A 24,918-nucleotide genomic window follows, 5' to 3' on the forward strand; every position below is an offset into this window, starting at 1 on the left:
GATGCCGCGTCGCAGCCCCGAGCGGGACTTCTCCGGATACAACGCCGCGCAGGCGGAGCGACCGGTGCGCCCACTCGCCCGAGCTGCGGTCTCGCTGGCGCTCGCAGGACCCCGCGCCGCCGGGCAGGTACCCGGTGCTCTCGCGGCCCTGGCCCCGCGGGTCGCAGTCGAGCTCGGCAGCGGAGCCGGGGTGGAGGCACGGTTCCTCGCCGAGAACGGCTTCGAGGTGCACAGCTATGACGCCGATCCCAGCGTCGCCGATGCCTACGCCGAGCTCGCGCGCAGTCTGCCGATCAGCCATACGACGGCGGACCTCGCACAGATCGAGACGTTCCCGGCAGCGGATCTCGTGCTGTCCTGTGCCACGCTGCCCTTCGTGCGACGGGACGAGTTCCCGGCGCTCTGGCGCAGGATCCTGGACTCGCTGCGCCTGGGCGGGATCCTGGCCGTGGACCTCTTCGGTGACCGTGACGACTGGGCCAGCACAGACGGCACCTTCCTCTCCCGGGACGAGGTGGAGCAGCTGCTGCGCGGAACCGACGTGCTCGAGCTGGTCGAGGAGGAGCGGGAGGGCCGGTCCTTCAGCGGGCCCAAGCACTGGCACACCTACCGGGTCCTCGCTCGGCGCACGTGAGGTGCGGCGTGGTCGGGACTGGCGCCACAGCGAGGAGTATGCCGATATCTCCGCAGTCATCGCTCCTGCGCCACCTCCCGACCATGCCCCAGCATCCCGAGCCCCGAGCCCAGGCACGGCCAGCCCCGAGCACGGGCAGCGGTGGGCTCAGAGCCTCCCGGCGGCCTTGAGGGCGAGGTAGGCGTCTGCGAGGGCCTGCGGCGCCCGCTCCGGCGGGGCGTCCACGACGTGCGCGCCCACCCGCTCGAGGGCGTGAGCCACCCCGGCCTTCTCGGAGCGGGCCTGCTCCGCCGCCGCGGCCTGGTAGACCGCCTCGGTATCGCCGCGCCCGGCGGCGAGCTGCTCGAGCGCCGGATCGGCCACCGAGGCCACCACGAGGGGATGATCCTTGGCGAGCCGGGCCGCGATGGGCAGCAGCCCGGTGTGGACCACGGGGGCCTCGACCGGGGTGAGCAGCACCACCAGCGCACCGCGACGGGCGCGCTGGGCGATCGTGGCCGCCGCCAGCTCCCAGTCGGTCTCCACCAGCGCCGGCTCGATCGCCGCGGTGGCGGTGACCATGTCGTGGAGCACCTTGGTGCGGGTCGAGCCGATCACCGAGAGATGGGGGATGCGGTCCACGCAGATCAGGTCCACCCGGTCCCCGGCCTGACCGGCGAGGGCGGTCAGCAGCAGCGCGGCGTCGAAGGCCGTGTCCAACCGGGTGGAGTCCCCGAGCCGGCCTGCGGAGGTGCGGGAGGTGTCCACCACGATCAGCACGTGGCGGTCGCGCTCGGGGCGCCAGGTGCGCACCACCACGCTGCGGCGCCGGGCCGTGGCGCGCCAGTCGATCGAGCGCACGTCATCGCCGTCCACGAAGTCGCGCAGGGAGTCGAACTCGGTGCCCTGGCCGCGCTGATGGATCGCCGCGAGGCCCTCGATCTCCCGCAGCCGCTGCACCCGCGAGGGCAGGTGACGTCGCGCGCCGAAGGGGTGCAGGGCCAGGAGCCGCCCGGGAGCGTCGACCTCGGTGGTGCGCCGGGCCAGACCCAGCGGGCCCAGCGAGCTGACCAGCAGGGCCCGAGAGCTGTGCTCGCCGCGGCGGGTCGGGGTGAAGGACTGCGCGATCGCCCGGCGCTCCTGCGCGGGCACCTCGATCCGGGCGCGCTGCTCGGCGAGACCCGCGGTGGGGTTCCAGGCGTCCCGCACCGCGAGCGAGGCGCCGCGCGAGGTCGGGTTGGTCAGCAGCAGCCTGCCGCCGACGGTGCTGCCGAGCCGTACCTGCGTCGGAGCCTCGCGGCGCACCCGGAGGCGTCGCGGGTCGGTGGCCCGCAGCGCGTCGGCGAGGATCACCAGCGCCCACAGCGTCACCAGGATCAGCAGCACCCACCAGTGGGGCCACAGCACGATCACGGGCAGCGCGATCAGCGCGACCAGGGCCGCGCGCGGGGTCAGGGAGATCCTCATCGAAGCGAGCCTCAGCGGGGGACCGGGACCGAGGCGAGGGTGGCGGCGAGGACCGCCTCGACCTGTGTGCCCTCGAGCTCGGCCTCGGTGGTCAGCCGCACTCTGTGGGAGAGGGTGGAGGGGGCCATGGTCTTGACGTCGTCGGGGGTGATGAAGTCTCGTCCCGAGAGGTACGCCCAGGCGCGCGAGGTGCGCAGCAGCGCGATCGCGCCGCGCGGGGAGACCCCGAGGGCCAGGCTCGGGGAGCGGCGCGTCGCCCGGCACACGTCGACGATGTACTGCACGACGGGGTCCTCGGCCTTCACCGCGGAGACGTCCTGCTGGGCGCGGTGCAGGGAGGGGATGTCGACCACGGCGCGCAGCCCCGTGGCGGCGAGATCGGTGGTGTCGAACCCGTCGGCGTGGCGGCGCAGCACGTCCACCTCGACCTCCCGCTCCGGAAGCGGCATCACGGCCTTGAGCAGGAAGCGGTCCAGCTGCGCCTCGGGCAGAGTGTAGGTGCCGTCGAACTCGATCGGGTTCTGTGTGGCGACGACCAGGAACGGGTCCGGCAGCGGGCGGCTCGCGCCGTCGACGCTGACCTGCCGCTCCTCCATCGCCTCCAGCAGCGCGGACTGCGTCTTCGGGGGAGTGCGGTTGATCTCGTCGGCCAGCAGGAGATTGGTGAACACCGGTCCCTCGCGGAAGACGAGGTCGCTGCTGGCGTTGTCGTAGACGAGGGAGCCGGTGATGTCGCCGGGCATCATGTCCGGGGTGAACTGCACGCGGCGCATGCGCACGTCGAGCGCCGCGGCCAGGGAGCGCACCAGCAGCGTCTTGGCGACGCCGGGCACGCCCTCGAGCAGCACGTGGCCGCGGCAGAGCAGGGCGACGACGAGGCTGGTCACGGCGGCGTCCTGGCCCACCACGCCCTTGTGGATCTCGGTGGAGAGCTGCTGGAGCTGGGCGCGGGTGTCGAGGTCGACGTCCGGCCCGTCGGCCGATGCAGCATCGCCCTGCGGTGCGGGGTGCGCGGCGGCATCCGGGGTGGTGTCGGTCATCGGTCGATCTCCTTCTCGAGACGGTCGAGGTCGTGCGCGAGGCGCACGAGGTCCTGGTCGCTGGTCACGGGGGTGGGGCCCAGCAGCGTGCGCAGCTGCTCGGGGGTGCGGTCCACGTGCGGGGCGAGCGCCGCGAGCAGACCGTCGAGGGCGGTCTCGTGGCGCAGGCCGAGCCGGTCCGCGAGGCGGGTCGAGGTGGCCGAGCGCAGGGAGCGCGCCGCGGCGTCACGGGAGCTGGAGCGTTCGAGCAGCCGGGCTCGGCCCAGCACCAGCTCCTGGGGGCGGACGGTCACCGGCAGCGGCTCGACCACCACGGGCCCGAAGCGCCGGCCGACCGCCACCAGGGCGACCACGGCGATCAGCCCCAGCCACAGCAGCAGCGGCCCGGTCCAGTCCGGCAGATATCCCAGCAGGGTCTGGGAGGTCGTGGCCATGGGATCGGTGGGGGAGGGGACATACCAGCTCAGCGCGCCGTCGGCGCCGAGAGCGTTGAGCACCAGGGCCGAGTTGTCCGCACTGCCCACACCATCGTTGGTGAGCAGATCCGCGCTGCCCAGCACCAGCACCCCGTCATGCTCGGCGACCAGGGCTCCCTCCTGCGCGGTGAAGCAGCTGGTGCCCTCCTCGCCCACCCGGTACAGGGAGGCGGCGCCGTCGATCCCGTCCTCGGCGCCGGGCAGCTCGAGCGTCCGGGCGCCGTGGGCGAGGTCCCCGCAGTCGGGCCCTGCGAGGACCTGCCCGCCGGAGCGCAGCGCACCGGCGGGGGAGATCTGGGAGGTGAAGGAGGACAGGGTCACGAAGTCCGGCTGGACCAGCACGATCCGCCCGCCGCCCTGCTCATGCGCCTCGGACAGCGCCGTGATCTGTGAGGCGCTGAGAGTGCGCGGCGCGGTGACCAGGACGGTGCGGCCGCTGAGCAGGGACTCCTCGGCATCGGTGGTGTGGCGGTCCACATCCACCTCGACGCCGAGGTCCTCGAGCACCTGGACCGTCGCCTTCGAGCCCTGCCCGGTGGGGGCGTCGGGCTCGAGCGGGCCATCGCGGTAGTAGCCGCGGGCGATCGAGACCAGGACCGCGGCGAGCATCGACAGTACGAGCAGCACGGTGAACCAGTGCCGGCGGCCCGAGCGCGGCGCGGCGGGCGCGCCGGCGGCTCCCGGCGCGGGCGCGGCCGGCGCGGGGGAGGGGGCCGACGGAGCGGGCGCGGCCTGGATGCTCATGCCGACGCTCCGGCCGACGCGGCGCTCACGGGCGGCTCGTCCTCGACGGCGGTGAGATCAGGGACGGACTCGGCGATGTACTCCGCCAGGCGGAGCAGATCATCCGCCTGCTTCGGCGAGGCCGCACGATGGGAGTAGGCGGCGGTGTCGAAGGCGACCGCCCCGCGCTGCAGGCGCCCGCGCAGCTCGGGGAAGGGAGCGGCGGCGAGCACGGCGGCCTCGTGCGCGGTCATCCCCGCGGTGACATCCATCAGCGTGCGCTCCTCGAGATCGCGCACCAGGGCCCGCAGCGCCAGCACCGTGCCGTCATCGGTGCGGCCGGCGCCGATCGCCTCGCGCGCCGAGTCCCGCAGCTGGGACCCGCTGAGCACCGGTTCGGCGTCGAGCTCGGACGCGACGGCGAGAGCATGCGAGCGGCGGATCAGACCGGTGCGACGCAGCACCAGGAACACCACCGTGAGCAGAGCGACCACGATCAGCACGGCGATGCCGGCCTGCGCGGTCGAGGAGCCGTCGATCCCGTCGATCACGGACATCAGCCAGTCCTCGATCACACCGAGCAGCCAGGGGATGAAGCCGGGGGAGTCGTCGTACTCAGGCTTCGAGAGCTCCTCGAGCACGCGCGAGCGCGCCTCGTCGGGGTCCAGGGGCGGCCCGGCGGGTCTCACCGCTGCTGCGCCCCGTCCCAGCTCTCGCGAGCCCGCCGGATCAGCTCGACGTCCCAGGCCTCATGACGCATCCGGCCATCCGCGTAGACGGCCACGAAACCGGCCGAGAGGAAGGGCGCCAGCAGGACGGTCGCCACGTAGCTGCCGAGCATCGTGAGCACGGTGAGCACGATCATGCCCAACAGGAGCGCCTCGAACCCGCTGATCAGCAGGATCCCGATGTAGACGATGACGGCCACGGTGCCGAACACCCCGGCGATCACCTGCACGGCGACCATGTACAGCAGGGACAGCAGCAGCCCGATCCCCAGCACCCTCCACAGACGGCGTCCACGGGTCATCTCGAGGCTGCGGCGGAGCGCGCCGAGGATGCCGGTGTCCTCGAGGACGAGGGCCGGGATGGCCAGCAGCGTGCGGGCGAAGACCCACAGCACGCCCAGCACCGCCAGGACCAGACCCAGCAGGAGGAGCACCACGGTCAGGACGGTCGGCTCCCCGAGCAGGATCAGCGGGAGCATCGCGAGGCCGAGCACGACTACGAACACGACGGAGCAGAGAACACCGATCAGCAGGCTCACCACCATCGCGGGCAGGCCCTTGCGCCGCATGGTCGCCCACATCTCGGCGCTGCTGACGGGGGTGCCCACCGCTTCTCCCAGGGCGACCCGGGTCAAGGCCACCGTCACCAGCGCCGCGGAGACCAACGAGATGATCCCGGTGACCAGGCTCGAGACGACCGTCAGCACGACGTCGCCTACGCTGCCGGTCCAGGTGGGCACAGCCTCCGGATCCTCGAGGGTGGCCTGCATGTCCCCGAGCATGGGGACCATGCTCGCGCCGGTCGCGAACGTCATGATCACGAAGGCGACCCCGTAGACGATGGCCGCGACGCCGAGCACGGACCGGGCGCGCAAGCGGTAGATCCGCACGGAGGCGCCGAGGATCTCGCCCAGGCCCAGCGGGCGCAGCGGGAACAGCGGCATCGACTGCACCAGCTCGCGCCGTGGGCCGCCGGGAGCGGCGGGCTCCCCGCCGCCGGGCCCGGCGGCGAAGGGGCCGCCGCCCGGAGCCGGTGACGGCGAGGGCTCGCCGGCGGCGCTCGTCCCGGGGGCGGTCCACTGCGTGCTCATCGGTCCTCCTGGTGCTGGTGCTGTCCGAGCATCGACCGCCGCGCCCTGGCGGGCCGGGACCGGTGCTCCTGGGACGACCCTACGGAGTGCAGGGGCCGCAGCCGATCCGACGAACGTCGAAGACCGCGCGTCTTCCGGACACCCTCGGGGCCCGCCTCCCAGGTGCACGCCGCGGGCGGTGGCACAATGACCGCATGACGACGCCTTCACGGATCCTCGTGGTCGACGACGATCAGGCGATCGCCGAGATGGTCGGGATCGTCCTGCGCGGCAAGGGCTACGAGGTCGCCACCTCTCCTGACGGAGCCTCGGCGCTCGAGACCTTCCCGCGCCTGCGGCCCGACCTGGTCCTGCTCGACCTCATGCTCCCCGGCATGGACGGGATCGAGGTGTGCCGGCGCCTGCGCAGGGAGTCCGGCGTGCCGATCATCATGCTCACCGCCCGCACCGACACCGCCGATGTGGTGGAAGGTCTCGAGGCGGGCGCCGATGACTACCTGACCAAGCCCTTCGAGCCCGAGGAGCTGGTGGCGCGGATCAAGGCGCGCGTGCGCCGCGTCGAGGCGCCCACCACCGAGCAGCTCACGATCGGTGATCTCACGATCGACGTCGACGGCCACGAGGTGCGCCGCGGGGACGAGCTGATCTCGCTCACCCCGCTCGAGTTCGATCTGCTCACCCAGCTCGCCCGCAAGCCCTGGCAGGTCTTCACCCGTGACGTGCTGCTGCGGGACGTGTGGGGATACCGCCACAGCGCGGACACCCGCCTGGTCAACGTCCACGTCCAGCGCCTGCGCTCCAAGATCGAGCACGATCCGGAGAAGCCCGCGATCGTGGTGACGGTGCGCGGCGTCGGCTACCGCGCCGGGGGCGGATCCTGAGAGCACCGGCACGACCGTGAGCACCTCCGACCACGCCGAGCGGCGACCCGCGCCCGAGGCGACCGGCATGGTGCTCGGCCCCGACCCGCGCAGCTGGCCGCTCGCGCTGCGGGTGGTGCTGGTGACGACCCTGCTCTCGATCGTCGCGCTGCTGGCGGTGGGCGCCTATCTCTCCTCCGTGATCGCCGACGGTCTCTACGAGCAGCGACGTGACCGGGTGCTCGAGGAGACCCTCGAGGTGACGAGCGACCTCACCGACACCCTGACGCAGGTCTCCGGCGCGACCACCACCCAGCATCAGGACGCGGTGAGGGCCTTCGTGCAGAGCTCCGGCGGGCAGGGCGGCGGCGACCGCCGGGAGGTCGCCCTGGTGCCGGTGGAGACCACCGGCAACGTCTTCCCCGTCGCGTCCTCGGACGGGACGCTGTTCGACGAGGTCGATGCCGAGTTCGCCGCCGCCGTCGCGGAGAACCCGGAGACCATGTCCTGGCGCTCGATCGGCCGCGAGAATCCCTCCGGACGGGTCGATCCCGCGCTGCTGGTGGGGACGCGCGTGATCGTGCCGGGGGCCGGGTCCTACGACCTGTACCTCGTGTACTCGATGCAGGAGGAGCAGGAGACCCTCGCCTTCGTGCAGCGGGTGATCCTCGGCGGCGGCGGGGTGCTGATGGCGCTGATCATCGGCATCGGCACGGTCGTGGCGCGGCTGGTGACCACGCCGCTGAAGCGCGCCGCGCTCGCTGCGGAGAAGATGGCGGCCGGTGATCTCACCAGCCGCGTCGAGGTCTCCGGGGCGGACGAGCTGGCGCGGGTGGGGCAGTCCTTCAACCACATGGCCCGCAGCCTCGAGCAGAAGGTCGACGACCTCACCGAGCTCTCCCATCTGCAGCAGCGGTTCGTCTCGGATGTCTCCCATGAGCTGCGCACGCCGCTGACCACCATCCGCATGGCCTCCTCGGTGCTCGACTCCCAGCGCGCGGAGCTGCCCGGTGAGCTGCAGCGCACCGTCGAGCTGCTCGTCGCACAGGTCGAGCGCTTCGACGTGCTGCTGGGGGATCTGCTGGAGATCTCCCGCTTCGACGCCGGGGCCGCGGAGCTCGAGGCGCACCGCGAGGATCTCAACGCCCTGATGGAGCGGGCGCTGGATGATGTGCGACCGCTCGCCGCGGCGCGCGGATGCCGCCTCGAGGTGCAGCTGTCCGGCGTGGACGTGCGCGCCGTGGTCGATGCCCGCCGGATCGATCGCGTGCTGCGCAATCTGCTCACCAATGCGATCGAGCACGGCGCCGGGCATCCGGTGCTGGTGCAGACGGGCGCCGACGACGAGGCCGTCGCCGTGGTGGTCCAGGACTTCGGGCGCGGCATCTCGCCCGAGGACGCCCAGCACGTCTTCGACCGCTTCTGGCGCGCCGATCCCTCCCGGGCACGCACCATCGGCGGCACGGGGCTGGGCTTGTCGATCTCGGTCGAGGACGCTCGCCTGCACGACGGCTGGCTCCAGGCCTGGGGGCAGGAGGGCGAGGGTGCGGTGTTCCGGCTGACCCTGCCGCGCAGGCCGGGAGCGGTGCTGACGCGCTCGCCGCTGCGGCTGGAGCGCCCCTTCGACCTGCGCGCGATGGAAGCGCCGGGCTCGGCGACGCCCACGGGGGAGATCCGGATCGATCCCGGTCAGCTGCCCAGCCTCGAGGACGATCACGACGCGGAGCAGAGCGGAGGCGAGCGATGAGACCGGCACGACGCCATGTGCTGCGCGCGGCAGGGGCCGCGGCGCTGCTGGGGCTCGGCGCCGCCTGCGCCCGCATTCCCACCGACTCGCCGATCGACTCCCGACCCCTGACGGGGCAGTCGCAGCCGGGCGCCCCCTACGTGCGCGCTCTGCCTCCCGCGCCCGACGCCACCGCTCCCGAGGTGGTCAACGGCTTCGTGCAGGCCGGCGTCGGCTCCGAGGAGGACTTTGCGGTCGCCCGCGCCTATCTCACCCCTGAGGCCAGGAACAGCTGGGACCCCGCGGCAGGGATCACCGTCTACTCCGGCAGCCAGGAGCTGAAGGTCGAGGAGGTCGAGGAGGGGCGCCTGCTGCTGATGCTCCAGGTCGTCGCGAGCGTCGACCGGCAGGGCGTGCGCCACCTGCTGGCCGGCCCCGTGGTGCGGGAGGTGGAGGTCGCGGTCGAGCAGGTCGAGGGCCAATGGCGTCTCAGCGCGGTGCCCGACGGGATCTTCCTGTCCGAAGCCGCGTTCGAGTCGCTGTTCGTCCCAGCCCGCCTCTATTTCCTCGACGCCCGCGAGGAGCTGCTGGTCCCCGACCACCGCTGGTTCTCGCTCCGGCGAGGACCCACCGCCGTCCTCGAGGCGCTCGCCGCCGGGCCGACGCCCTTCCTCGACGGGGCGGTCACCAGCCGGATCCCGAGCATCTCCAGCGGCACAGAGCTGATGATGGGCACCGGCGCGGACGGCACCGCACAGATCGCCGTGCCGCGCGCGATCGCGGATCTGCCCCAGGGCCCCAGGATGCTCGCGCTCTCGCAGCTCGAGGCCTCGCTGCGCTCGATGCGCACCATGGCGGGGGTGCGGCTGGTTCTGGACGAGGTGGAGGTCAACCTCGACGAGAACACCAGAATCGAGAGGGCGCTGCCGGGGCACCGGCCGATCGCCGCCGGCCCCACCGGAGTCATCTCGCTCGCCGATCCCGGCGCGTCGGCCCCCGCCGTCCAGCTGGTCCCCGCGCTCGCGGACGTCGAGGTGTCCTCCCCGGTGATCTCCCACGGAGGGGTGCTCGCGGCGGCCCGGAACCCGGAGGGATCCGTGGTGCTGATCGCCTCGACGGACGGCTCGGTCCCGGTGCGCGAGGCGGCGACCGGCGGGTCCTTCGTGCCGCCCACGATCGATGCCGCGGGCTACGTCTGGACCTCGACCGTCTCGAGCGCGGGGGCGCTGCTGGCCCTGTCCGGCCACGGGGCGGAGCTCGATGCGAAGGTCGACGCCCCCTGGCTGACGGGCCGGGAGGTGCGCTCCCTGGCGATCGCCGCCGACGCCACCCGGATGCTGGTGCTCTCCGACGATGCGGCCGGGACACGGCTGGACCTGTGCGCGGTGGTGCGGGGCTCCGACGGGGCACCCTCCTCCCTCACCGAGCCCGTCGTGGTGCGCACCTCCCTGACGGACATGACCGACGCCAGCTGGTACGACGAGATCGCGGTGGTGGTGCTGGGCACGGACCCCGCCACCGGGGACCGGCGCGCCCTGATCGTCGACCTCGCCGCCGGACGCGACCCGCTGCCCACCCTCACCCCCGGCGCCGCGCAGATCGCGGGATCCGTGGTGGCCGAGACGGTGTGGATCAGCACCGAGGACGGTGAGCTGCTGCGCAGCGACGGGGAGACCTGGAACGCGGTCGACATCGAGGGCGTCGACCCGTCGTTCTACTGACCCGCGACAGCCGCAGCGCCCCTCCACCGCGGGCCCATGCCGGACGGTCCCTCCACACCGCCGGTTCGTCCACAGCGAGAACAGGAAGCATCCACGAACCGGCCCGCTGCGGTGGACTCGGAGGATGCACCCCGAGGACTCCGCGAGCTGGTGGGGCCACCTGCGCGAGATCGCCGCGCAGACCTGCTCGCTGGTGGCGCCGCGGCAGTGTCCCTGCGGCGAGGAGGGGACGCTGCTGTGCGCCCGCTGCATCGCGCTGCTGGAGGCGGAGCCGCAGCGGGTCGAACAGTGCTGCGACGCGCTGCAGGAGCTCAGCGCCGCCCGGGTGCGGGACGTCCGCGTCGGTGCCCAGCTGCTCCCCGCCGGGGTGGACCACACCCCGCTGCTGCCCGTGCTCGCGCTCGGCGAGTACGAGGGCGACCTCCAGCGCCTCATCCTCGCCTGGAAGAACGGCGGGATGCTCCACCTCGCAGCGCGGCTCGCCCCCGCCCTGCTCCCCGCCGTCCACCGGCTCACCGCTCCCACCGGCGCGGCGACGGTGCACCTCGTGCCGGTGCCCTCCCAGCGCAGCGCACGGCTGCGCCGCGGGGAGGACCACACCGCCGAGCTGGTCCGCGCGATGCAGCGCTGCGGGGCAGGGCACGCCCTGACGCTCGAGGCGCGGCCCACCACCGCCCAGGACGGCCAGGGGGCGCGGCAGCGCCGAACCCGCCGGATCGTGCTCTCACCGCGCAGCATCCGCCGAGCGCAGCGCGTCCCCGGACCCGTGGTGATCATCGACGACGTGGTCACCACCGGCTCCACCTTGCGCGGCATGCACCGAGCCCTCACGGACGCGGGGATGGACGTGCTGGGCGCCGTCGTGATCGCCTCGGCACGGATGCCGCCGGGATCCGACGGGACGAGATGAGAATTCGGGACCAACGCCCAGGAAACATGCGGCGAAACATGGCATGCTGGTGACCCCCGCCACAGAAGGGCGGGACCCCCTTCATCAGGAGGTGCGACACCCAGCCGAAGAGCCATCGCGGCCGGGCTCAGAGCGGCCGCACCCGGATAGGAGGAGAACCCACTCATGGAGATCAACGTCGTCGGACGCCACATGGACGTCCCGGACCGTTTCCGCCGTCATCTCGCCGACAAGCTCGACAAGGTCACCCAGTTCGCTCCCGCGGCCCTCCGCGTGGATGTCGAGATCTCACAGGAGAAGAATCCCAGGCAGGCCGAGCTCAGCGACCGCGTCGAGCTCACCGTGCACGAGAACGGCACGGTGATCCGCTCCGAGGCCCGGGCGGACGACCTCTACGGTGCGCTCGACGTCGCCTACGGAAAGCTCCTCGAACGCCTCCGCCGCGCCCGCGACCGCCGGAAGGACCACCGCCGGGGCCGCGACCGCGCCCACCAGAGCAGCGGAGCCAGCCTCCGCACCATGCCGGCGGATCAGGAGCTGCCCGCAGCGCTCCAGCAGGATCCGCCCGCAGCCGCCGTCGAGACCGAGGAGACCCCTCGCGCCGACGAGCACGATCTGGCGGATGCCGGCAGCCCCGTGGTGATCCGCGAGAAGAAGCATTCCGCGACCCCGATGAGCATCGACGACGCGCTCTATCGCATGGAGCTCGTCGGCCATGACTTCTTCTTCTTCGTCGACGCCGACTCCGGCAACCCCAAGGTGGTCTACCGCCGCAAGGGCTGGAACTACGGGGTTATCGAGCTCGAAGCGGAGAAGACCGCATCCTGAGCACCCACCCCCGGAAGAGGGCGGGAGGAGCGCACCGGCGCCCTCCCGCCCTCCGCCGTGCCGCGCACCGCAGGAGCACTCCCGCATGAGCGAGACCCTCAGCTGGACCGCCGCCCGACGCATCGCGCTGCGGGCGCAGGGGATGGGCGCCGCTCGCCGAAGCCGGATGCCGCAGCCCGCCGCCAGCAGGAACGCGATGCTGCGCGCCCTGCAGCACACCCACCTGTTCCAGATCGACTCGGTGAACGTCTTCGCCCGCGCCCACCACCTGCCCGTCTACACCCGCAGCGGGATCTGGGACCCGGCCGCCCTGGATCGCGCCGTGCGCCCCGGACCGCACCGGGCCCTGCGCGAGGGCCTCGCTCACGAGGCCGCCTACACCGACATCGACGTCCACGACCTGCTGGCCTTCCGCCGCCACGCCACCTCTCAGCGGGACTGGGGCGTGATCCGTGAAATCGCTGAGAACTTGGAGTCCTCGCCCGAGCTGTTCACCCGGATCGCACAGGCCCTGCGGGAGCTCGGCCCCAGCAGCGCAGCCGCCGTCTCCCGGCACCTGGGCGACACCGAGCGCGGCGAGGGCTGGGGATGGCGCCGCACCGCCAGCCAGTGGGCGGTCGAGTACCTCTTCCGCAGCGGCGCCCTGGACTGCGTGGGACGCAACGCCCAGTTCGAACGACTCTATGTCCCAGTCCCACTCCCACCGGCACCGGAACCGGCGGCTCCGGACGCGGAGGCCGCGGACGAGGCGACGGCGATCCGTCAACTGGTCGCACGAGCGGCCCGCTCCCTCGCCATCGCCGAGATCGACTCGCTGGCCGACTACTTCCGGCTGCGCATCGGGCAGGTGCGCCCCGCCGTGCAGGATCTGCTCGAGGCGGGAGAGCTGCTCGAGGCCGAGGTGAGCCACCCGGCCGGCCCCCGCACGATGCTGCTCCATCGCGAGGCGCCGCGACCCTCGCCGCTGCGCACCGCCGCACTGGTCAGCCCCTTCGACCCGATCGTCTTCCACCGGCCCCGGCTGAAGACCCTCTTCGACGTCGACTACCGCATCGGCATCTACACGCCCGCAGCCCAGCGCACCACCGGCTACTACGCCCTGCTGTTCCTGCTGGACGACCTGCTTCCCGCACGGGTGGATCTGCGCGCCGACCGCGCGCGCGGCGTGCTCGAGGTGCGCGGCACCTACCGCGAGCCCCTGCCCCATCTGACCGGGCGGAGGCGCCCGGCGGAGGAGCGGGTGCTCGAGGCGCTCGCCGAGGAGCTCGGGCGCGCCGCCCGCTGGCAGGACCTCACTCGCATCGAGGTGCGCACGGGGGAGGGGACGGGGGAGCTGGCCGCCCCGCTCGCGGAGGTCATCACGGCCCGGTGAACGGGGGAAGGCCCTCGCCCGGCACGCCGCGCCGAGCACCGCCGGGCCGACCTGCGCGGGTGAGGAAGCGCGCAGGTGGTCACCTTCGGGGACGGTGACGCATACGATGGGGCAGGCATCAACCGCCCCGAGGGCGGCAACGAGATCTACGGGAGCACGAGTGGTCAACCTCTTCGACAAGATCCTGCGCGCCGGCGAAGGCCGAGAGCTGCGCAGGCTCGAAGCCATCGCCCAGCGAGTGGGCCAGGCGGAGGACGTCTTCACCGAGCTCACCGATGACGAGCTCCGCGCCGAGACCGCTCACTTCAAGGAGCGGCTCGAGGACGGCGAGACCCTCGATGACGTGATGGTCGAAGCCTTCGCCGCCGTGCGCGAGGCGGCGCGCCGCACCCTGGGCCAGCGCCCCTACGACGTGCAGATCATGGGCGGCGCGGCCCTGCACCGCGGCCGCATCGCGGAGATGAAGACCGGTGAGGGCAAGACCCTCGTCGCCACCCTCCCCGCCTATCTCAACGCCCTCTCCGGCAAGGGCGTCCACGTCGTCACGGTCAACGACTACCTGGCCAGCTACCAGAGCGATCTGATGGGCCGAGTGTTCCGCGCGCTGGGCCTGACCACCGGTGTGATCAAGTCCGGCATGACCCCGGCCGAGCGCCGCGAGCAGTACAGCGCCGACATCACCTACGGCACCAACAACGAGTTCGGCTTCGACTACCTGCGCGACAACATGGCGCTCTCGCCCGAGGACCGGGTCCAGCGCGGCCACAGCTTCGCGATTGTCGACGAGGTCGACTCGATCCTCATCGACGAGGCGCGCACCCCGCTGATCATCTCCGGTCCCGGCTCGGGCGATGCGAACAAGTGGTTCAGCGAGTTCGCGAAGGTGGTCAAGCTCCTGCGCAAGGACCGCGACTACGAGGTCGACGAGAAGAAGCGCACCGTCGGAGTGCTCGAGAGCGGCATCGACAAGGTCGAGGACCACCTCGGCATCGAGAACCTCTACGAGTCGCTGAACACCCCGCTGATCGGCTTCCTGAACAACGCCATCAAGGCCAAGGAACTGTTCAAGAACGACAAGGACTACGTGGTCCTCAACGGCGAGGTGATGATCGTCGATGAGCACACCGGGCGCATCCTCGCCGGTCGCCGCTACAACGAGGGCATGCATCAGGCGATCGAGGCCAAGGAGGGGGTGAAGATCAAGGCGGAGAACCAGACCCTCGCCACGATCACCCTCCAGAACTACTTCAAGCTCTACGACAAGCTCTCGGGCATGACCGGTACGGCCGAGACCGAGGCCGCCGAGTTCATGAACACCTACACCCTGGGCGTCGTGCCGATCCCCACCCATCGCGAGATGCAGCGTGTGGATCAGCCCGACCGCATCTACCGCACCGAGAAGGCGAAGTTCGACGCGGTCGTCGAGGACATCGTCGAGCGGCACGAGAAGGGCCAGCCGGTGCTGGTGGGCACCACCAGCGTGGAGAAGTCCGAGTACCTCTCCAAGATGCTCACCGCCCAGGGTGTCCGGCACGAGGTGCTCAACGCCAAGAACCACGCCGGGGAGGCCGCGATCGTCGCGATGGCCGGTGCCAAGGGCGCCGTCACGGTGGCCACGAACATGGCCGGCCGAGGCACGGACATCATGCTCGGCGGCAACGTCGAGTTCATGGCCCACGCCGAGCTCGAGAAGCGGGGCCTGGACCCCGAGGAGGATCGGGAGGCCTACGAGCGCGCGTGGGACGAGGAGCTCGAGCGCGCGAAGAAGGCCGTCGCCGAGCAGCATGACGAGGTCGTCGAGATCGGCGGGCTCTACGTGCTGGGCACCGAGCGTCACGAGTCGCGCCGCATCGACAACCAGCTGCGCGGCCGCTCCGGGCGCCAGGGCGACCCGGGCGAGTCCCGGTTCTACCTGTCCCTGCAGGACGATCTGATGCGCCTGTTCAACTCCGGTGCGGCCGAGTCCCTGCTCGCCCGCGGCGGGGTGGACGAGTCCGTGCCGCTGACCGGCCGCATGGTCTCCGGTGCGATCCAGCGTGCGCAGAACTCGATCGAGTCGCGCAACGCCGAGATCCGCAAGAACGTGCTGAAGTACGACGACGTGCTGACCAAGCAGCGTCGCAAGTTCTACGAGGAGCGCTCCCGCATCCTCGAGGGCGAGGAGCTCGACGCGCACGTCGAGCGCTTCATCGAGGAGGTCATCGGCGGCACCGTCGATGCGCACACCAAGGGCAAGCCCGCCGAGGACGTCGACCTCGAGGAGCTGTGGGGTGCGCTGCGCCCTGCCTACCCGGTCTCCCTCACCGCGGACGAGCTGATCGAGGAGGTGGGCGGCAAGGAGAACCTCGAGGCGAGTGTGCTGAAGGCGGAGATCCTGGCCGACGCCCGCGTCGCCTACGAGAAGCGGAAGGAGGAGCTCGGCGAGGAGGGCCTGGCCCAGCTCCAGCGCCGTGTGCTGCTGTCGGTGATGGATCGTCGCTGGCGCGAGCACCTCTACGAGATGGACTACCTCAAGGAGGGCATCGGCCTGCGTGCCATGGCCCAGCGCGATCCGCTCATCGAGTACGAGCGCGAGGGCCACCTCATGTTCAACGACATGATGGCGGGCGTGAAGGAGGATGTGGTCGGCTACGTCTACAACCTCGAGGTCCAGGTCGAGAAGCCCGAGCCGGTGGTCCCCCAGGCCGTCAGCGATCTGCTGCGCAGCGCCTCGAAGGTCGCCGCCGCGGCGAAGGCCGCAGGCGCATCCACGATGGCGAGCGGATCCGCTCCGACCGACGGGCCGACGGGCGAGAACGCCGAGAAGGCGGAGACGGCCGCTGCGCCGGCCGAGGCCGATGAGACGGACGCGGAGGCGCAGGACAGCGTTGCCGACACCGACACCGACGCAGACACCGACGGAGCGGCCGAGACCGATGAGCGGTCCGCCCAGCTCGCCGAGGAGAACCGGGTGGTGCTGCGCGCCAAGGGTCTGGACGACGGCCCCAGCGAGCGTCAGCTGCGCTATTCCTCCTCCGAGGGCAGCGGGGTCCAGGACTCCTCGACGCTCTCGCGGGCCCAGCGCCGTCGCCAGGCGCGTCAGGAGCGTGCGGGCGCCTCCGGCACCGCCTCGACGGACAAGGTGCAGGACAAGCCCGAGGGCGCTCCCGTGGAGTCGAGCCAGAACCGCGCTCAGCGCCGGGCCAAGCGCCGCCGCGGCTGATTCAGCCGATCTCCAGCACGGTCACGCGCCAGCCGGTGTGCCGCAGCTCCCAGCGCATCGCGAGGAAGCGGACCCGGTCCGGCTCGCGCAGCACGCAGCTGGCCTCGACGGTCTGATCGTTGACGATGCAGCAGCGCACCCCGGTCACCATCAGCTGCCGGGGCGGTGCGTAGCCGGTGCTCGCCCGCAGACGCCGAGTCAGTGAGGCACGGCGCGCGAGATGCTGCGTGATCTCCGGGGTCACCCACCGTGACAGGGAGTTCTCCGGGCGCATGTCGCGGACGATCTCGACCGCGCGGCGGGCGACCGGAGCGATGAGCTGCTCGACGGTGCGAGGGTCCTCGGGAGCGTAGGACTCCGCGGGGGAGGTGACGGGCGCGGGGCGCTGATCGGTGGTGCTCATGGCAGATCCTCAGGGGTCAGTGATGCGGGCACGGTCAGTTCCATTCCGGGGTGCAGCTCGTCCGGGTCCTCTCCGATGAGGTCCTCGTTGGCCTCGTGGAGCAGCGGCCAGGCGGCGGCGATCGCGGCAGAGTCGGAAGGCGCAGGGCCCAGCAGGTCCTCGGAGATGCTCCACAGGCTGTCGCCGTGCCGCACGGTGACTGTGAGCGGCTCCTGCGGCGCCGGGTCATCGACTGCTCGAGGCTCCTCGGGCGCGACGGGCTCGGACTCGGTCCAGCCGAGGCCCGGCAGCGGCGCACCCTCGGTGCGACTGCTCGTGCCCTCGGGAGCTCCCGGGGCAGCGGCCTCCGGAGCCGGATCCGGGATGACGCGCTCTGCCGGCAGGTACTGGGCGCTGTGAGCCGGCGCGTGCTCCGAGAGCGGCGCGGGCTGCGGCGGCGCCTCGGAGGCCATCGACGGGGCGAGGACCAGAGCGGTGGCCGTCGTGGCGACAGCGGCGCCAGTCGTGACCCTTCGCGCCAGGTGCGGAGCGAGGACCTTCAGCGCGCCCAGCAGGGCGGCGCCGGTCCGGGTGGCCGGGCCGCTCAGCAGCACCGCAGCGGCCAGAGCCCAGATGAGCGTGAGGTAGAGGCAGAGCAGGAACCCCGTCGCGGCGACGCCGACCAGCACCCACGTGATCAGCGCCTGGGTCGGAGGGCTCGAGGACGCATCGATCCACAGCGTGATTGCCGCGGCCGTCATGGCCGCAGCGCCCGCTGCGGCGAGCAGTGCCCGCAGCAGCACGGGGCCCGGGCCGGAAGCCGGCCGGAGCATTCTGACGTTCTCCATGGATCCCCCTTCACGCAGCAGCCCGGCGTGGGCCGACCCTGCCAACTATGTCGTTTGATGCAGTTTGATGCTGTCTGCATCGATATGAAGCAACCTAACGCGTTGTGATGCAGGGCGCAATGAGTGCGCGAAAGTCTGTGGATCCAGACGGGATCGGGAGGGGAGGAGGCGGCGCCGTGCGTAGAGTGGGCCCATGCGATTCGACCGATTCTTCGACGACCTCGAGGGGCGGTTCGCGCATCATGAGCAGCAGGAGATGCGCGCGGTCTCGGAGGATCTCGCGCGCGCCGAGCGAGCTCAGCTCACCCTCGCTGACCGTCTGCGAGGCGCCGGTGACCAGCGCCTGACCATTCATCTCGGCGCAGGACTGCAGATCAGCGGCGTCGTCGACGAGGTCGGGGCCGACTGGGTGATGCTGCGGGACGGAGGTGCCGTGCGTCGCTCCCTGGTGCCTCTGGGCGCGATCGTGCTGGTGCACGGACTGCCCACCAGGGCGCGCACCCAGGAGGAGTCGCTGCGCTCACCGCTGGGCCTGGGGTCCGTGCTGCGCGAGATCGCGCGTGATCGGTCCGTGGTGCGGATCGAGACGACCGGAGGCGGGGTGATCGGCAGGATCGCCGCTGTCGGCGCGGATTCCGTGGACGTCCAGTCGCTGCCGACGGGGGAGTCGGTGATGGTGCCGGGCACCGAGCGGCTCACCATCACGAGCACATCGCTGCTCGCCGTGCTGCCCCGGTGACCTCGAGGGCTCGACGGATGGCCGGTTCAGGCCGGCGGGATGCCGTGCGGCGTCGGGAGCATGGAGCTCAGCCCTTCTGCTCCGCCCGCCGTCGCTCCTCCTCGAGGATGTGCTCCGTCTCCCGGTAGCTCCGCTCGATATAGGACTCGAGCTCGCTGACCTCGACCCGCCACTGCCCGCGACCGCCCACCTTGATCGCTCGCAGCTCTCCGGAGCGCACCAGGGCGTATGCCTGCGAGGCGGAGATCGAGAGGGTCTCTGCGACATCGGACAGCGGGACGAAGCGTGGCGGCATGGACGTTCCTTCCGGGGAAGACCCCTGCGGGTGCGCTCTTATTCTCGCATCATCCCTCAGCGCCTGCCTGCGCCGATGTGGACAGTGTGTCGTCGGGGCCCGGTGGCGCGTTCTCTGGGCTCCGTCGCCGAAGTTGTCCACAATGCGCCGACTCCGACCCCTGGGAGCATGCAGTGCCGGTACTCTCCCGGGAGATCCCGGCAGTCCGGGACGATGACCGCCTGGGGTGAGGAGAACGTCGTGGGGCCGACTGCACCGGTGATGAGGCTGCGCAAGCCGCGGTGGAAGGATCCGAGGCTGATCGTGGGGATCGTGCTGGTCGTGGCGAGCGTGCTGATGGGAGCGCTGCTGGTCTCGCGACTGTCCGCGACCACGCCCGTGCTGGTCGCGCGCTCCGCGATCGTGCCCGGTCAGACGATCGAGGCCTCCGACTTCGTCGTCGCCGAGGTGCGGCTCGGCGATCACACCGAACGCTATGCCGGCAGTGTGGAGGCCGTGCCCGACGGAGCTGTCGCGATGCAGGCGGTGCAGGAGGGTGAGTTGCTGCCGATGTCCGCGATCGGTCAGGCAGCGGATGTCACCCTGCGGCCGGTGCTGATCCCCGTCGACGCCACGGTGGCCGAGTCCGTCGCCCCGGGTGCCACGGTGGAGCTCTGGCACACCTCGCCGGCCACCGATGAGTCGGAGGAGGCCAGCGCCGTGCTGCTGGTGCCCGATGCGGTGGTCCGCCGGGTCGACGAGGGCAGCTCCCTGGGCATGCGCTCGATGTCCGTCGAGGTGCTCGTGCCCAGTGACAGCGTGCACGAGGTGCTCGAGGTCCTCTCCGAGGACGAGCGCCTGGACGTGATCGGCGTGCCCGGAGCCCACGGACTGGCGCCATGATCGACATCGTGCTCTGCGCCTCCGGGAGTGACGAGGTCCGTATCGTCCACGATCTCGCCGTCGACCGCAGCCGGACGGCGAGGGTCGTGCGCCGCTGCGCCGACCTCGCCGAGACGCTCGCCGTCACCGCGGCCGGCATCGGGGACGTGGTGCTGATCGACGTCTCGGTGCGCGGCCTGGGACGCGACGCGATCGCCGCGATGATGCGGGATGCCTCGGTGGTGGGCCTGACCTCCCAGGAGGATTCCGGGCAGACCTCTCTCGGTCTCCGGCACGTCCTCGCGGCGAGCGCCCCGATCGAGGAGATCCTCGCGACGGTGAGCACGGCGGTCGCCGGCGAGAGCGAGGGGACCGTCTGGATCCAGGAGCCGGAGGAGGTCACGGAGGAACGAGGGCGCCTGGTCGCGATCTGGGGCCCCGTCGGCGCGCCGGGCAGGTCCACCGTCGCCGTGAACCTCGCCGCCGAGGCGGCTGCCGCCGGGACCGAGACCGTCCTGGTCGACGCCGACACCTACGGACCTTCGCAGAGCCAGCTGCTCGGTGTGCTCGACGAGTCGCCGGGGCTGGTCGCGGCGGCGCGCGCCCATGATCGGGACACACTCGACGCGGAGACGATGGAATCGCTCCTGCCCCTCGTCCAGCCGGGCCTGCGCCTGCTCAGCGGCATCGGTGTCCCCGGGCGCTGGGCGGAGCTGCGCCGCACCTCGATGGACGGCGTCTGGTCGGCCCTGAGGCGCAGAGGTGGTCTGGTGATCGCCGATGTCGCACCGCTGCTGGAGGAGGACGAGGAGCTCAGCTACGACACCATCGCACCGCAGCGCAACGCCGCGGCGATCAGCGCGATCGAGGCGTCGGACGCCGTGATCGCCGTGGTCACCGCCGACCCGATCAGCATCACCCGCCTGATGCGGGAGCAGAGCCGGCTCGCCGAGCTCGGTGTCGAGGAGCTGCATGTGGTGGTCAACCGGGTCGGACCGCCCGTTCTCGGGGACAAGGTGCGGGAGCTGATCACCACCCGGCTCCCGGTTGCCTCCCTGACGCTGCTGCCCGATGATCCGGTCGCCTGCCGCACCGCCGGCTGGGACGGCGCACTGCTGGCCGAGGCCGCTCCCCGCTCCGCCCTGCGCAAGGGACTGCGGGAGCTGGCTGGGACACCGGCGCTGAGCGGGGAGGGAGTCGCCGCCAGCGGTGACACGGAGCCGGTGAGAAGATGACCCCATGAGGATCTACCTGCCGCTGACCCCGACCGACCCCCCGGCGCTCGAGAACGCCGGAGGGCACCTCGAGCTCACAGCAGGGCGCCCTGCATGGGCCGTCACCGCGGAGGCCCGTGCGGACCGGCCCGGTGAGGACGAGGAGGACCTCGAGTACGACGCCCTGCAGGATGCCGTCCACATCGCGCTCAGCCAGGGCGCCGACGACGCGCGGGCGCTCGTCATCGCCGCCGACGTCCCCGATGCGATGACCGCACCCGCCGCGGAGGAGGGCGGGGCCTTCGGTGTCAGCCTGCGCGAGACGGCCTCCGCGCGGATCGCCAGCTTCCACGTCACCGAGCTCGATGCCGCAGCGGCGGCGGCTGACGACACGGATCCTGCGCTGCTGTGGTTCGACGCCTCCGAGGGCGCCGCGGCGCTCGAGTTCCTCGCCGGTGGCCCCGCCGAGTGAGGGAAGGGCCGCCGCAGCAGGAGGCTCAGCCCGCCTGCGACTCCCGGTAGGTCTTCGCCGAGCGCTCCTCGGCGCGCAGCACCGTGGAGACGTACGGGATCGCGGCCTTCTCCAGCCGCGGGCCGAGCAGCGGGATCTTCGCGACCAGATCGCCGTCGATGTCCACCGAGCTCGCCGCCTCACCGGACGGCGACAGGCGCAGCGTCGCGGTCAGGCCCGCAGGGGTGCCGGCAACCTCCAGCGTCATCGTCCCCTCGCGGCCGCCGTCCGCCGCGGGCGCGGACCAGGACTGCTTCTCATGGATCGTCACCGAGGAGCCGACGAACGGCTTGACCATGTCCGGCACCCGGTCCGTGGGCATCGACAGCTCGGTGCGGACCGTGAACGCTCCCTCCGGGCTGCCCTCCACGGTGGACTCGGCCCGGGTGGCACCGAGCGTGCGACGCCGGATCTCGGTGTACTCCTGGTCGGCGTACATGTCCGCGGCCGAGCGTGCCGGCAGCGGGAGCGACAGATTTTCGCGAAGCTTCATCCTGGTCCTTCCTCGGAACTGATCGGTCTCAGCCTAGGGCAGTGACGGAGCGGCCGTCGTCGCGGACCGACTCGGAGAACACCGCTGCGACCCCTATTCTGTCCTCATGCCGAGCCTGTCCAAGTTCCTCGCCGACAACCGTGGTCTCTCCGAGAAGGAGGCCGACTGGCTGCAGCATCTGGTCGGTGACTGGAATCTGCTCGCCGATCTGCTGCGCGCCGACCTGGTGCTGTGGATCAAGGAGGAGGAGGGTCCGCTGGCCGTGGCGCACTGCCGCCCTGCCACCGGCGCCACGGTCTACTACGAGGACCCGGTGGGCAGCATGGGCGACGGCGGCGAGGAGAGCACCGAAGTCTCCCGGCTCCTGGACGGCGGCGAGCCGGATCACCGGCGCCTGCCGATCGAGCGGGAAGGGCGTCCGGCCACCGGCACGCTGGTGCCCGTGCGCAAGAACGGGCGCACCCTCGCGGTGCTGGCCGCGGAGGTCCCCGTCGCCGAGCACGAGCCCTCGGACAACGAGATCCATCAGCGAGCTCTGGGTCACCGGCTGCTGGGAATGCTCCAGAACGGTGCCTTCCCGATCGAGGGCGCCCCGATCCCGCCCCGGCGAGGCGCACCGAGAGCGGGCGACGGCGTGGTCGAGCTCGACGAGGCCGGAGTCGTCCAGTGGACCTCCCCGAACGCACGCTCCGCCTTCCACCGCTTCGGCATCGCCGGCGCGATGGAGGGCATCACCCTCGCGGAGCTGTCCACCGAGGTGCTGCAGTCCCGCTCACCGGTGGACGAGTCGCTGCCGCTGGTGCTGATGGGCCGTGCGGCCTGGCGCTCGGACATGCAGGCCCGCGGAGGCACCCTGTCCCTGCGGGCGGTGCCGCTGACCGAGAACGGGACACGGACCGGAGCGGTGATCCTGGTGCGGGACGTGACCGAGCTGCGCCGGCGGGAGCGGGAGCTGATCACCAAGGATGCGACCATCCGCGAGGTCCACCATCGGGTCAAGAACAACCTCCAGACCGTGGCCGCGCTGCTGCGCATGCAGTCGCGGCGGATGAAGACGGAGGAGGCGCGCGAGGCTCTCGCCGAGGCGATGCGCCGGGTCTCGACGATCGCTCTGGTGCACGAGTCGCTGCTGCAGGGCTCTCAGGAGGCCGTCCACTTCGACGAGGTGATCGACCGCTGCCTGCGCCTGGCCGTGGATGCCGCGAGCGCGACCGTCCACCGGGCAGGGACCCAGAAGCTCACCGACACCCAGGTCGAGGTGCGCACCCGGAAGGTGGGCCGGGTCGGCTCGATCCGGGCGGAGGAGGCCACTCCGCTCGCGCTGGTGGTCACCGAGCTCGCCACCAACGCGGTCGAGCACGGGCTGTCCGAGACCGGGGGGACCCTGACCATCCGCAGCGACCGCAAGGGATCCCATCTCGTCATCTCGATCGAGGACGACGGTGAGGGGATGGGGGCCGCGAAGCCCACCGGTCTGGGGACCAACATCGCGCTGACCCTCGTGCAGGGACAGCTCGGAGGAACCCTGACCTGGGAGGACCGCCCCGAGGGTGGGACTCGCGCGGTGGTCGAGGTCTACCTGGATCCGCTCACGCTCTGAGGGAGATCCACTCACGCGCTGAGGGATCCGCCTGGGGGAGGGATCGCCCATCGGGGCGCTCCGGGCGAGCCACTCATGCGATGCGGGCCCGGAGCGGGGTCCTGCGGCGCCTCTCAGGGGGCGTGCCGCAGGACCGGGGAGTTCAGCTCGCGCGACGGGCGCGAGCGTTGCGGCGCTTGAGGGAGCGACGCTCATCCTCGGAGAGGCCACCCCAGACGCCGGAGTCCTGGCCGGACTCGAGCGCGAACTTGAGGCATGCCGTCATGACGTCGCACTTCTGGCACACCGCCTTCGCCTCCTGGATCTGGGTGATCGCCGGTCCGGTGTTCCCGATGGGGAAGAACAGCTCGGGATCATGGTTGAGGCACTCGGCACGGTGGCGCCAGTCCATCGTCACTCTCTCTTTCCAGGACGCCCCGCCCGGCCCCAGGGGCCCGGCGCGGCGAGGGTCACCCCCTGACGGGGCGTTCTCGGGTCTCTGGCTCCTCCGGGCGGTGACGGTCGCAGGGTGCTCCTGCGACGGACCTCGATCCGACGAGCCGTTCTCCATTCTGCGGAGCGCCCCGCGCCTCGACAAGGGTCTGAATGCGCAAGCCTGGTGGCACTTCCCACACCCGTCGGTGCGGAGCCCGGGAGGGCGTGATGCCTGGCACGAAGGCGTTGCATCCGGGTGCGGAAGATGGTTGAGCGGCACCCGCCCCCGAGGGGCACACGGACGGGCACGACGATTACAGTGCCACCATGCCCACTGACTCCTCTTCCGCGCGGCGGGGCCGCTCTGCGGATGATCGCGCCTCCGGACCGGCCACGGCCACGGACCCGAGCCCGCGCATCCGGCCCGTCGTCTCCCTCCTGCTGGGACTCGAAGCGCTGCTGCTGCTCACCGCCGCGGTGTACTGCTTCGTCTCCGTCTCCGGGGGAGGGCTCCAGGCCCGGCTCGGCATCGGCCTGGGCATCTTCCTGATCCTGTTCGCGGTGCTGCTCGGCCTGGCGGCGCGGTCGATCCTGGTGAAGGGGCGCTTCGGCCTGGGCTGGGGCATCACCTGGCAGCTGTTCCAGGCGCTCGTGGGGGCGAGCATGCTGAACGCGGCCCTGTACTGGCAGGGGGCGCTCGCGCTGGTGCTGGCGATCGCCCTGTTCGTGCAGCTGACCCGCCTGGTCCACTCCACCCCGCTGCCCTCGCGCGGCGACTGAGAGCCGCCGCGACCCGCCGGCGCC

The 24,918-nt window shown here is 71.8% G+C and carries 24 protein-coding genes; 14 read left to right on the forward strand and 10 right to left on the reverse strand.

Features of this window, described 5'->3' with window-relative positions; all coding sequences use genetic code 11:
• Position 1: 1 nt before the first annotated feature.
• Positions 2-634, forward strand: a complete 633-nt coding sequence (locus BN4251_RS01990) for a class I SAM-dependent methyltransferase (RefSeq protein ID WP_087483685.1) — start codon at positions 2-4, stop codon at positions 632-634.
• A gap of 147 nt (positions 635-781) precedes the next feature.
• Here the strand turns inward: BN4251_RS01990 and BN4251_RS01995 are convergent, their stop codons facing one another.
• Genes BN4251_RS01995 through BN4251_RS02015 form a run of 5 tightly spaced genes read right to left on the reverse strand, consistent with a single transcriptional unit; the run spans position 782 to position 6,138 of the window.
• A complete protein-coding gene (locus BN4251_RS01995) occupies positions 782-2,080 on the reverse strand; it encodes a DUF58 domain-containing protein (RefSeq protein WP_087483494.1) in 1,299 nt (432 codons plus the stop codon).
• Positions 2,081-2,091: 11 nt separating this feature from the next.
• Positions 2,092-3,120 (reverse strand): AAA family ATPase, encoded by a 1,029-nt coding sequence (locus tag BN4251_RS02000; RefSeq protein WP_087483495.1) that lies wholly within the window; start codon positions 3,118-3,120, stop codon positions 2,092-2,094.
• Positions 3,117-4,340, reverse strand: a complete 1,224-nt coding sequence (locus BN4251_RS02005; protein WP_087483496.1) for a DUF4350 domain-containing protein — start codon at positions 4,338-4,340, stop codon at positions 3,117-3,119. The genes BN4251_RS02000 and BN4251_RS02005 overlap by 4 nt, the downstream gene beginning before the upstream one ends.
• Complete coding sequence (locus tag BN4251_RS02010) at positions 4,337-5,008, reverse strand: DUF4129 domain-containing protein (protein WP_087483497.1); 672 nt, start codon at positions 5,006-5,008, stop codon at positions 4,337-4,339. The genes BN4251_RS02005 and BN4251_RS02010 overlap by 4 nt, the downstream gene beginning before the upstream one ends.
• Complete coding sequence (locus BN4251_RS02015) at positions 5,005-6,138, reverse strand: glycerophosphoryl diester phosphodiesterase membrane domain-containing protein (RefSeq protein ID WP_087483498.1); 1,134 nt, start codon at positions 6,136-6,138, stop codon at positions 5,005-5,007. The genes BN4251_RS02010 and BN4251_RS02015 overlap by 4 nt, the downstream gene beginning before the upstream one ends.
• Before the next feature lie 194 nt (positions 6,139-6,332).
• Between BN4251_RS02015 and mtrA the strand changes: the two genes are divergently transcribed.
• The 7 genes from mtrA to secA all read left to right on the forward strand — a co-directional run bounded on the left by mtrA (position 6,333) and on the right by secA (position 16,757).
• Positions 6,333-7,019 (forward strand): MtrAB system response regulator MtrA, encoded by a 687-nt coding sequence (gene mtrA / locus BN4251_RS02020; RefSeq protein WP_087483499.1) that lies wholly within the window; start codon positions 6,333-6,335, stop codon positions 7,017-7,019.
• A gap of 16 nt (positions 7,020-7,035) precedes the next feature.
• A complete protein-coding gene (gene mtrB, locus BN4251_RS02025; RefSeq protein ID WP_245810156.1) occupies positions 7,036-8,745 on the forward strand; it encodes an MtrAB system histidine kinase MtrB in 1,710 nt (569 codons plus the stop codon).
• Positions 8,742-10,445 carry an LpqB family beta-propeller domain-containing protein gene (locus tag BN4251_RS02030; RefSeq protein ID WP_087483500.1) on the forward strand — a complete coding sequence of 568 codons (1,704 nt, stop codon included), beginning with the start codon at positions 8,742-8,744 and terminating at the stop codon, positions 10,443-10,445. Before mtrB ends, BN4251_RS02030 begins: the two co-directional genes overlap by 4 nt.
• Before the next feature lie 124 nt (positions 10,446-10,569).
• Positions 10,570-11,355 (forward strand): ComF family protein, encoded by a 786-nt coding sequence (locus BN4251_RS02035; RefSeq protein ID WP_087483501.1) that lies wholly within the window; start codon positions 10,570-10,572, stop codon positions 11,353-11,355.
• 165 nt (positions 11,356-11,520) lie between these two features.
• Positions 11,521-12,183, forward strand: coding sequence for a ribosome hibernation-promoting factor, HPF/YfiA family (gene hpf, locus BN4251_RS02040; RefSeq protein WP_087483502.1), 663 nt, complete (start codon positions 11,521-11,523; stop codon positions 12,181-12,183).
• Positions 12,184-12,268: 85 nt separating this feature from the next.
• Complete coding sequence (locus BN4251_RS02045) at positions 12,269-13,555, forward strand: DNA glycosylase AlkZ-like family protein (protein WP_087483503.1); 1,287 nt, start codon at positions 12,269-12,271, stop codon at positions 13,553-13,555.
• A 160-nt stretch (positions 13,556-13,715) separates the two neighbouring features.
• The gene (gene secA, locus BN4251_RS02050) at positions 13,716-16,757 is read left to right on the forward strand and encodes a preprotein translocase subunit SecA (RefSeq protein ID WP_087483504.1); all 3,042 of its coding nucleotides are present in this window, start codon (positions 13,716-13,718) and stop codon (positions 16,755-16,757) included.
• 1 nt (position 16,758) lies between these two features.
• On the opposite strand, the gene BN4251_RS02055 is transcribed toward secA, so the two are convergent.
• Together BN4251_RS02055 and BN4251_RS02060 are read right to left on the reverse strand one after the other, a co-directional pair.
• The gene (locus tag BN4251_RS02055) at positions 16,759-17,160 is read right to left on the reverse strand and encodes an Rv3235 family protein (RefSeq protein WP_087483505.1); all 402 of its coding nucleotides are present in this window, start codon (positions 17,158-17,160) and stop codon (positions 16,759-16,761) included.
• A complete protein-coding gene (locus tag BN4251_RS02060; protein ID WP_087483506.1) occupies positions 17,157-17,987 on the reverse strand; it encodes a LysM peptidoglycan-binding domain-containing protein in 831 nt (276 codons plus the stop codon). The genes BN4251_RS02055 and BN4251_RS02060 overlap by 4 nt, the downstream gene beginning before the upstream one ends.
• Before the next feature lie 193 nt (positions 17,988-18,180).
• Here BN4251_RS02060 and BN4251_RS02065 point away from each other — a divergent pair, with 193 nt between their 5' ends.
• A complete protein-coding gene (locus BN4251_RS02065; RefSeq protein ID WP_087483507.1) occupies positions 18,181-18,726 on the forward strand; it encodes a hypothetical protein in 546 nt (181 codons plus the stop codon).
• Positions 18,727-18,793: 67 nt separating this feature from the next.
• Here BN4251_RS02065 and BN4251_RS02070 read toward each other — a convergent pair whose 3' ends face one another.
• On the reverse strand, positions 18,794-19,021 hold the full coding sequence (locus BN4251_RS02070; protein WP_087483508.1) for a helix-turn-helix domain-containing protein: 228 nt from the start codon (positions 19,019-19,021) through the stop codon (positions 18,794-18,796).
• A gap of 213 nt (positions 19,022-19,234) precedes the next feature.
• Here BN4251_RS02070 and BN4251_RS02075 point away from each other — a divergent pair, with 213 nt between their 5' ends.
• Genes BN4251_RS02075 through BN4251_RS02085 form a run of 3 tightly spaced genes read left to right on the forward strand, consistent with a single transcriptional unit; the run spans position 19,235 to position 21,568 of the window.
• Complete coding sequence (locus tag BN4251_RS02075; RefSeq protein WP_245810157.1) at positions 19,235-19,903, forward strand: SAF domain-containing protein; 669 nt, start codon at positions 19,235-19,237, stop codon at positions 19,901-19,903.
• Positions 19,900-21,117, forward strand: coding sequence for a CpaE/TadZ family protein (locus tag BN4251_RS02080; protein WP_087483509.1), 1,218 nt, complete (start codon positions 19,900-19,902; stop codon positions 21,115-21,117). The genes BN4251_RS02075 and BN4251_RS02080 overlap by 4 nt, the downstream gene beginning before the upstream one ends.
• Before the next feature lie 4 nt (positions 21,118-21,121).
• Positions 21,122-21,568: a DUF6912 family protein gene (locus BN4251_RS02085; protein WP_087483510.1), complete on the forward strand. Its 447-nt coding sequence runs from the start codon at positions 21,122-21,124 to the stop codon at positions 21,566-21,568.
• A 25-nt stretch (positions 21,569-21,593) separates the two neighbouring features.
• Here BN4251_RS02085 and BN4251_RS02090 read toward each other — a convergent pair whose 3' ends face one another.
• On the reverse strand, positions 21,594-22,100 hold the full coding sequence (locus BN4251_RS02090; protein WP_087483511.1) for a DUF2505 domain-containing protein: 507 nt from the start codon (positions 22,098-22,100) through the stop codon (positions 21,594-21,596).
• Between the two features lie 106 nt (positions 22,101-22,206).
• Between BN4251_RS02090 and BN4251_RS02095 the strand changes: the two genes are divergently transcribed.
• On the forward strand, positions 22,207-23,700 hold the full coding sequence (locus tag BN4251_RS02095) for a sensor histidine kinase (RefSeq protein ID WP_087483512.1): 1,494 nt from the start codon (positions 22,207-22,209) through the stop codon (positions 23,698-23,700).
• 142 nt (positions 23,701-23,842) lie between these two features.
• Here the strand turns inward: BN4251_RS02095 and BN4251_RS02100 are convergent, their stop codons facing one another.
• The gene (locus BN4251_RS02100; RefSeq protein ID WP_010549779.1) at positions 23,843-24,091 is read right to left on the reverse strand and encodes a WhiB family transcriptional regulator; all 249 of its coding nucleotides are present in this window, start codon (positions 24,089-24,091) and stop codon (positions 23,843-23,845) included.
• Positions 24,092-24,441: 350 nt separating this feature from the next.
• On the opposite strand from BN4251_RS02100, the gene BN4251_RS02105 reads away from it, so the two are divergent.
• Entirely contained in the window at positions 24,442-24,894 is a 453-nt protein-coding gene (locus tag BN4251_RS02105; RefSeq protein ID WP_245810158.1) for a hypothetical protein, read from the forward strand.
• The last annotated feature ends 24 nt before the right edge of the window (positions 24,895-24,918 follow it).

It is taken from the genome of Brachybacterium massiliense (assembly GCF_900184245.1).
Classification (GTDB): Bacteria; Actinomycetota; Actinomycetes; order Actinomycetales; family Dermabacteraceae; genus Brachybacterium; species Brachybacterium massiliense.

Coding starts and splice junctions, on each gene's coding strand:
- BN4251_RS01990 (WP_087483685.1), top strand. CDS start 2: ATGCCGCGTCGCAGCCCCGAGCGGGACTTCTCCGGATACAACGCCGCG.
- BN4251_RS01995 (WP_087483494.1), bottom strand. CDS start 2,080: ATGAGGATCTCCCTGACCCCGCGCGCGGCCCTGGTCGCGCTGATCGCG.
- BN4251_RS02000 (WP_087483495.1), bottom strand. CDS start 3,120: ATGACCGACACCACCCCGGATGCCGCCGCGCACCCCGCACCGCAGGGC.
- BN4251_RS02005 (WP_087483496.1), bottom strand. CDS start 4,340: ATGAGCATCCAGGCCGCGCCCGCTCCGTCGGCCCCCTCCCCCGCGCCG.
- BN4251_RS02015 (WP_087483498.1), bottom strand. CDS start 6,138: ATGAGCACGCAGTGGACCGCCCCCGGGACGAGCGCCGCCGGCGAGCCC.
- mtrA (WP_087483499.1), top strand. CDS start 6,333: ATGACGACGCCTTCACGGATCCTCGTGGTCGACGACGATCAGGCGATC.
- BN4251_RS02030 (WP_087483500.1), top strand. CDS start 8,742: ATGAGACCGGCACGACGCCATGTGCTGCGCGCGGCAGGGGCCGCGGCG.
- BN4251_RS02035 (WP_087483501.1), top strand. CDS start 10,570: ATGCACCCCGAGGACTCCGCGAGCTGGTGGGGCCACCTGCGCGAGATC.
- hpf (WP_087483502.1), top strand. CDS start 11,521: ATGGAGATCAACGTCGTCGGACGCCACATGGACGTCCCGGACCGTTTC.
- BN4251_RS02045 (WP_087483503.1), top strand. CDS start 12,269: ATGAGCGAGACCCTCAGCTGGACCGCCGCCCGACGCATCGCGCTGCGG.
- BN4251_RS02055 (WP_087483505.1), bottom strand. CDS start 17,160: ATGAGCACCACCGATCAGCGCCCCGCGCCCGTCACCTCCCCCGCGGAG.
- BN4251_RS02060 (WP_087483506.1), bottom strand. CDS start 17,987: ATGGAGAACGTCAGAATGCTCCGGCCGGCTTCCGGCCCGGGCCCCGTG.
- BN4251_RS02065 (WP_087483507.1), top strand. CDS start 18,181: ATGCGATTCGACCGATTCTTCGACGACCTCGAGGGGCGGTTCGCGCAT.
- BN4251_RS02070 (WP_087483508.1), bottom strand. CDS start 19,021: ATGCCGCCACGCTTCGTCCCGCTGTCCGATGTCGCAGAGACCCTCTCG.
- BN4251_RS02075 (WP_245810157.1), top strand. CDS start 19,235: ATGACCGCCTGGGGTGAGGAGAACGTCGTGGGGCCGACTGCACCGGTG.
- BN4251_RS02080 (WP_087483509.1), top strand. CDS start 19,900: ATGATCGACATCGTGCTCTGCGCCTCCGGGAGTGACGAGGTCCGTATC.
- BN4251_RS02085 (WP_087483510.1), top strand. CDS start 21,122: ATGAGGATCTACCTGCCGCTGACCCCGACCGACCCCCCGGCGCTCGAG.
- BN4251_RS02090 (WP_087483511.1), bottom strand. CDS start 22,100: ATGAAGCTTCGCGAAAATCTGTCGCTCCCGCTGCCGGCACGCTCGGCC.
- BN4251_RS02095 (WP_087483512.1), top strand. CDS start 22,207: ATGCCGAGCCTGTCCAAGTTCCTCGCCGACAACCGTGGTCTCTCCGAG.
- BN4251_RS02100 (WP_010549779.1), bottom strand. CDS start 24,091: ATGGACTGGCGCCACCGTGCCGAGTGCCTCAACCATGATCCCGAGCTG.
- BN4251_RS02105 (WP_245810158.1), top strand. CDS start 24,442: ATGCCCACTGACTCCTCTTCCGCGCGGCGGGGCCGCTCTGCGGATGAT.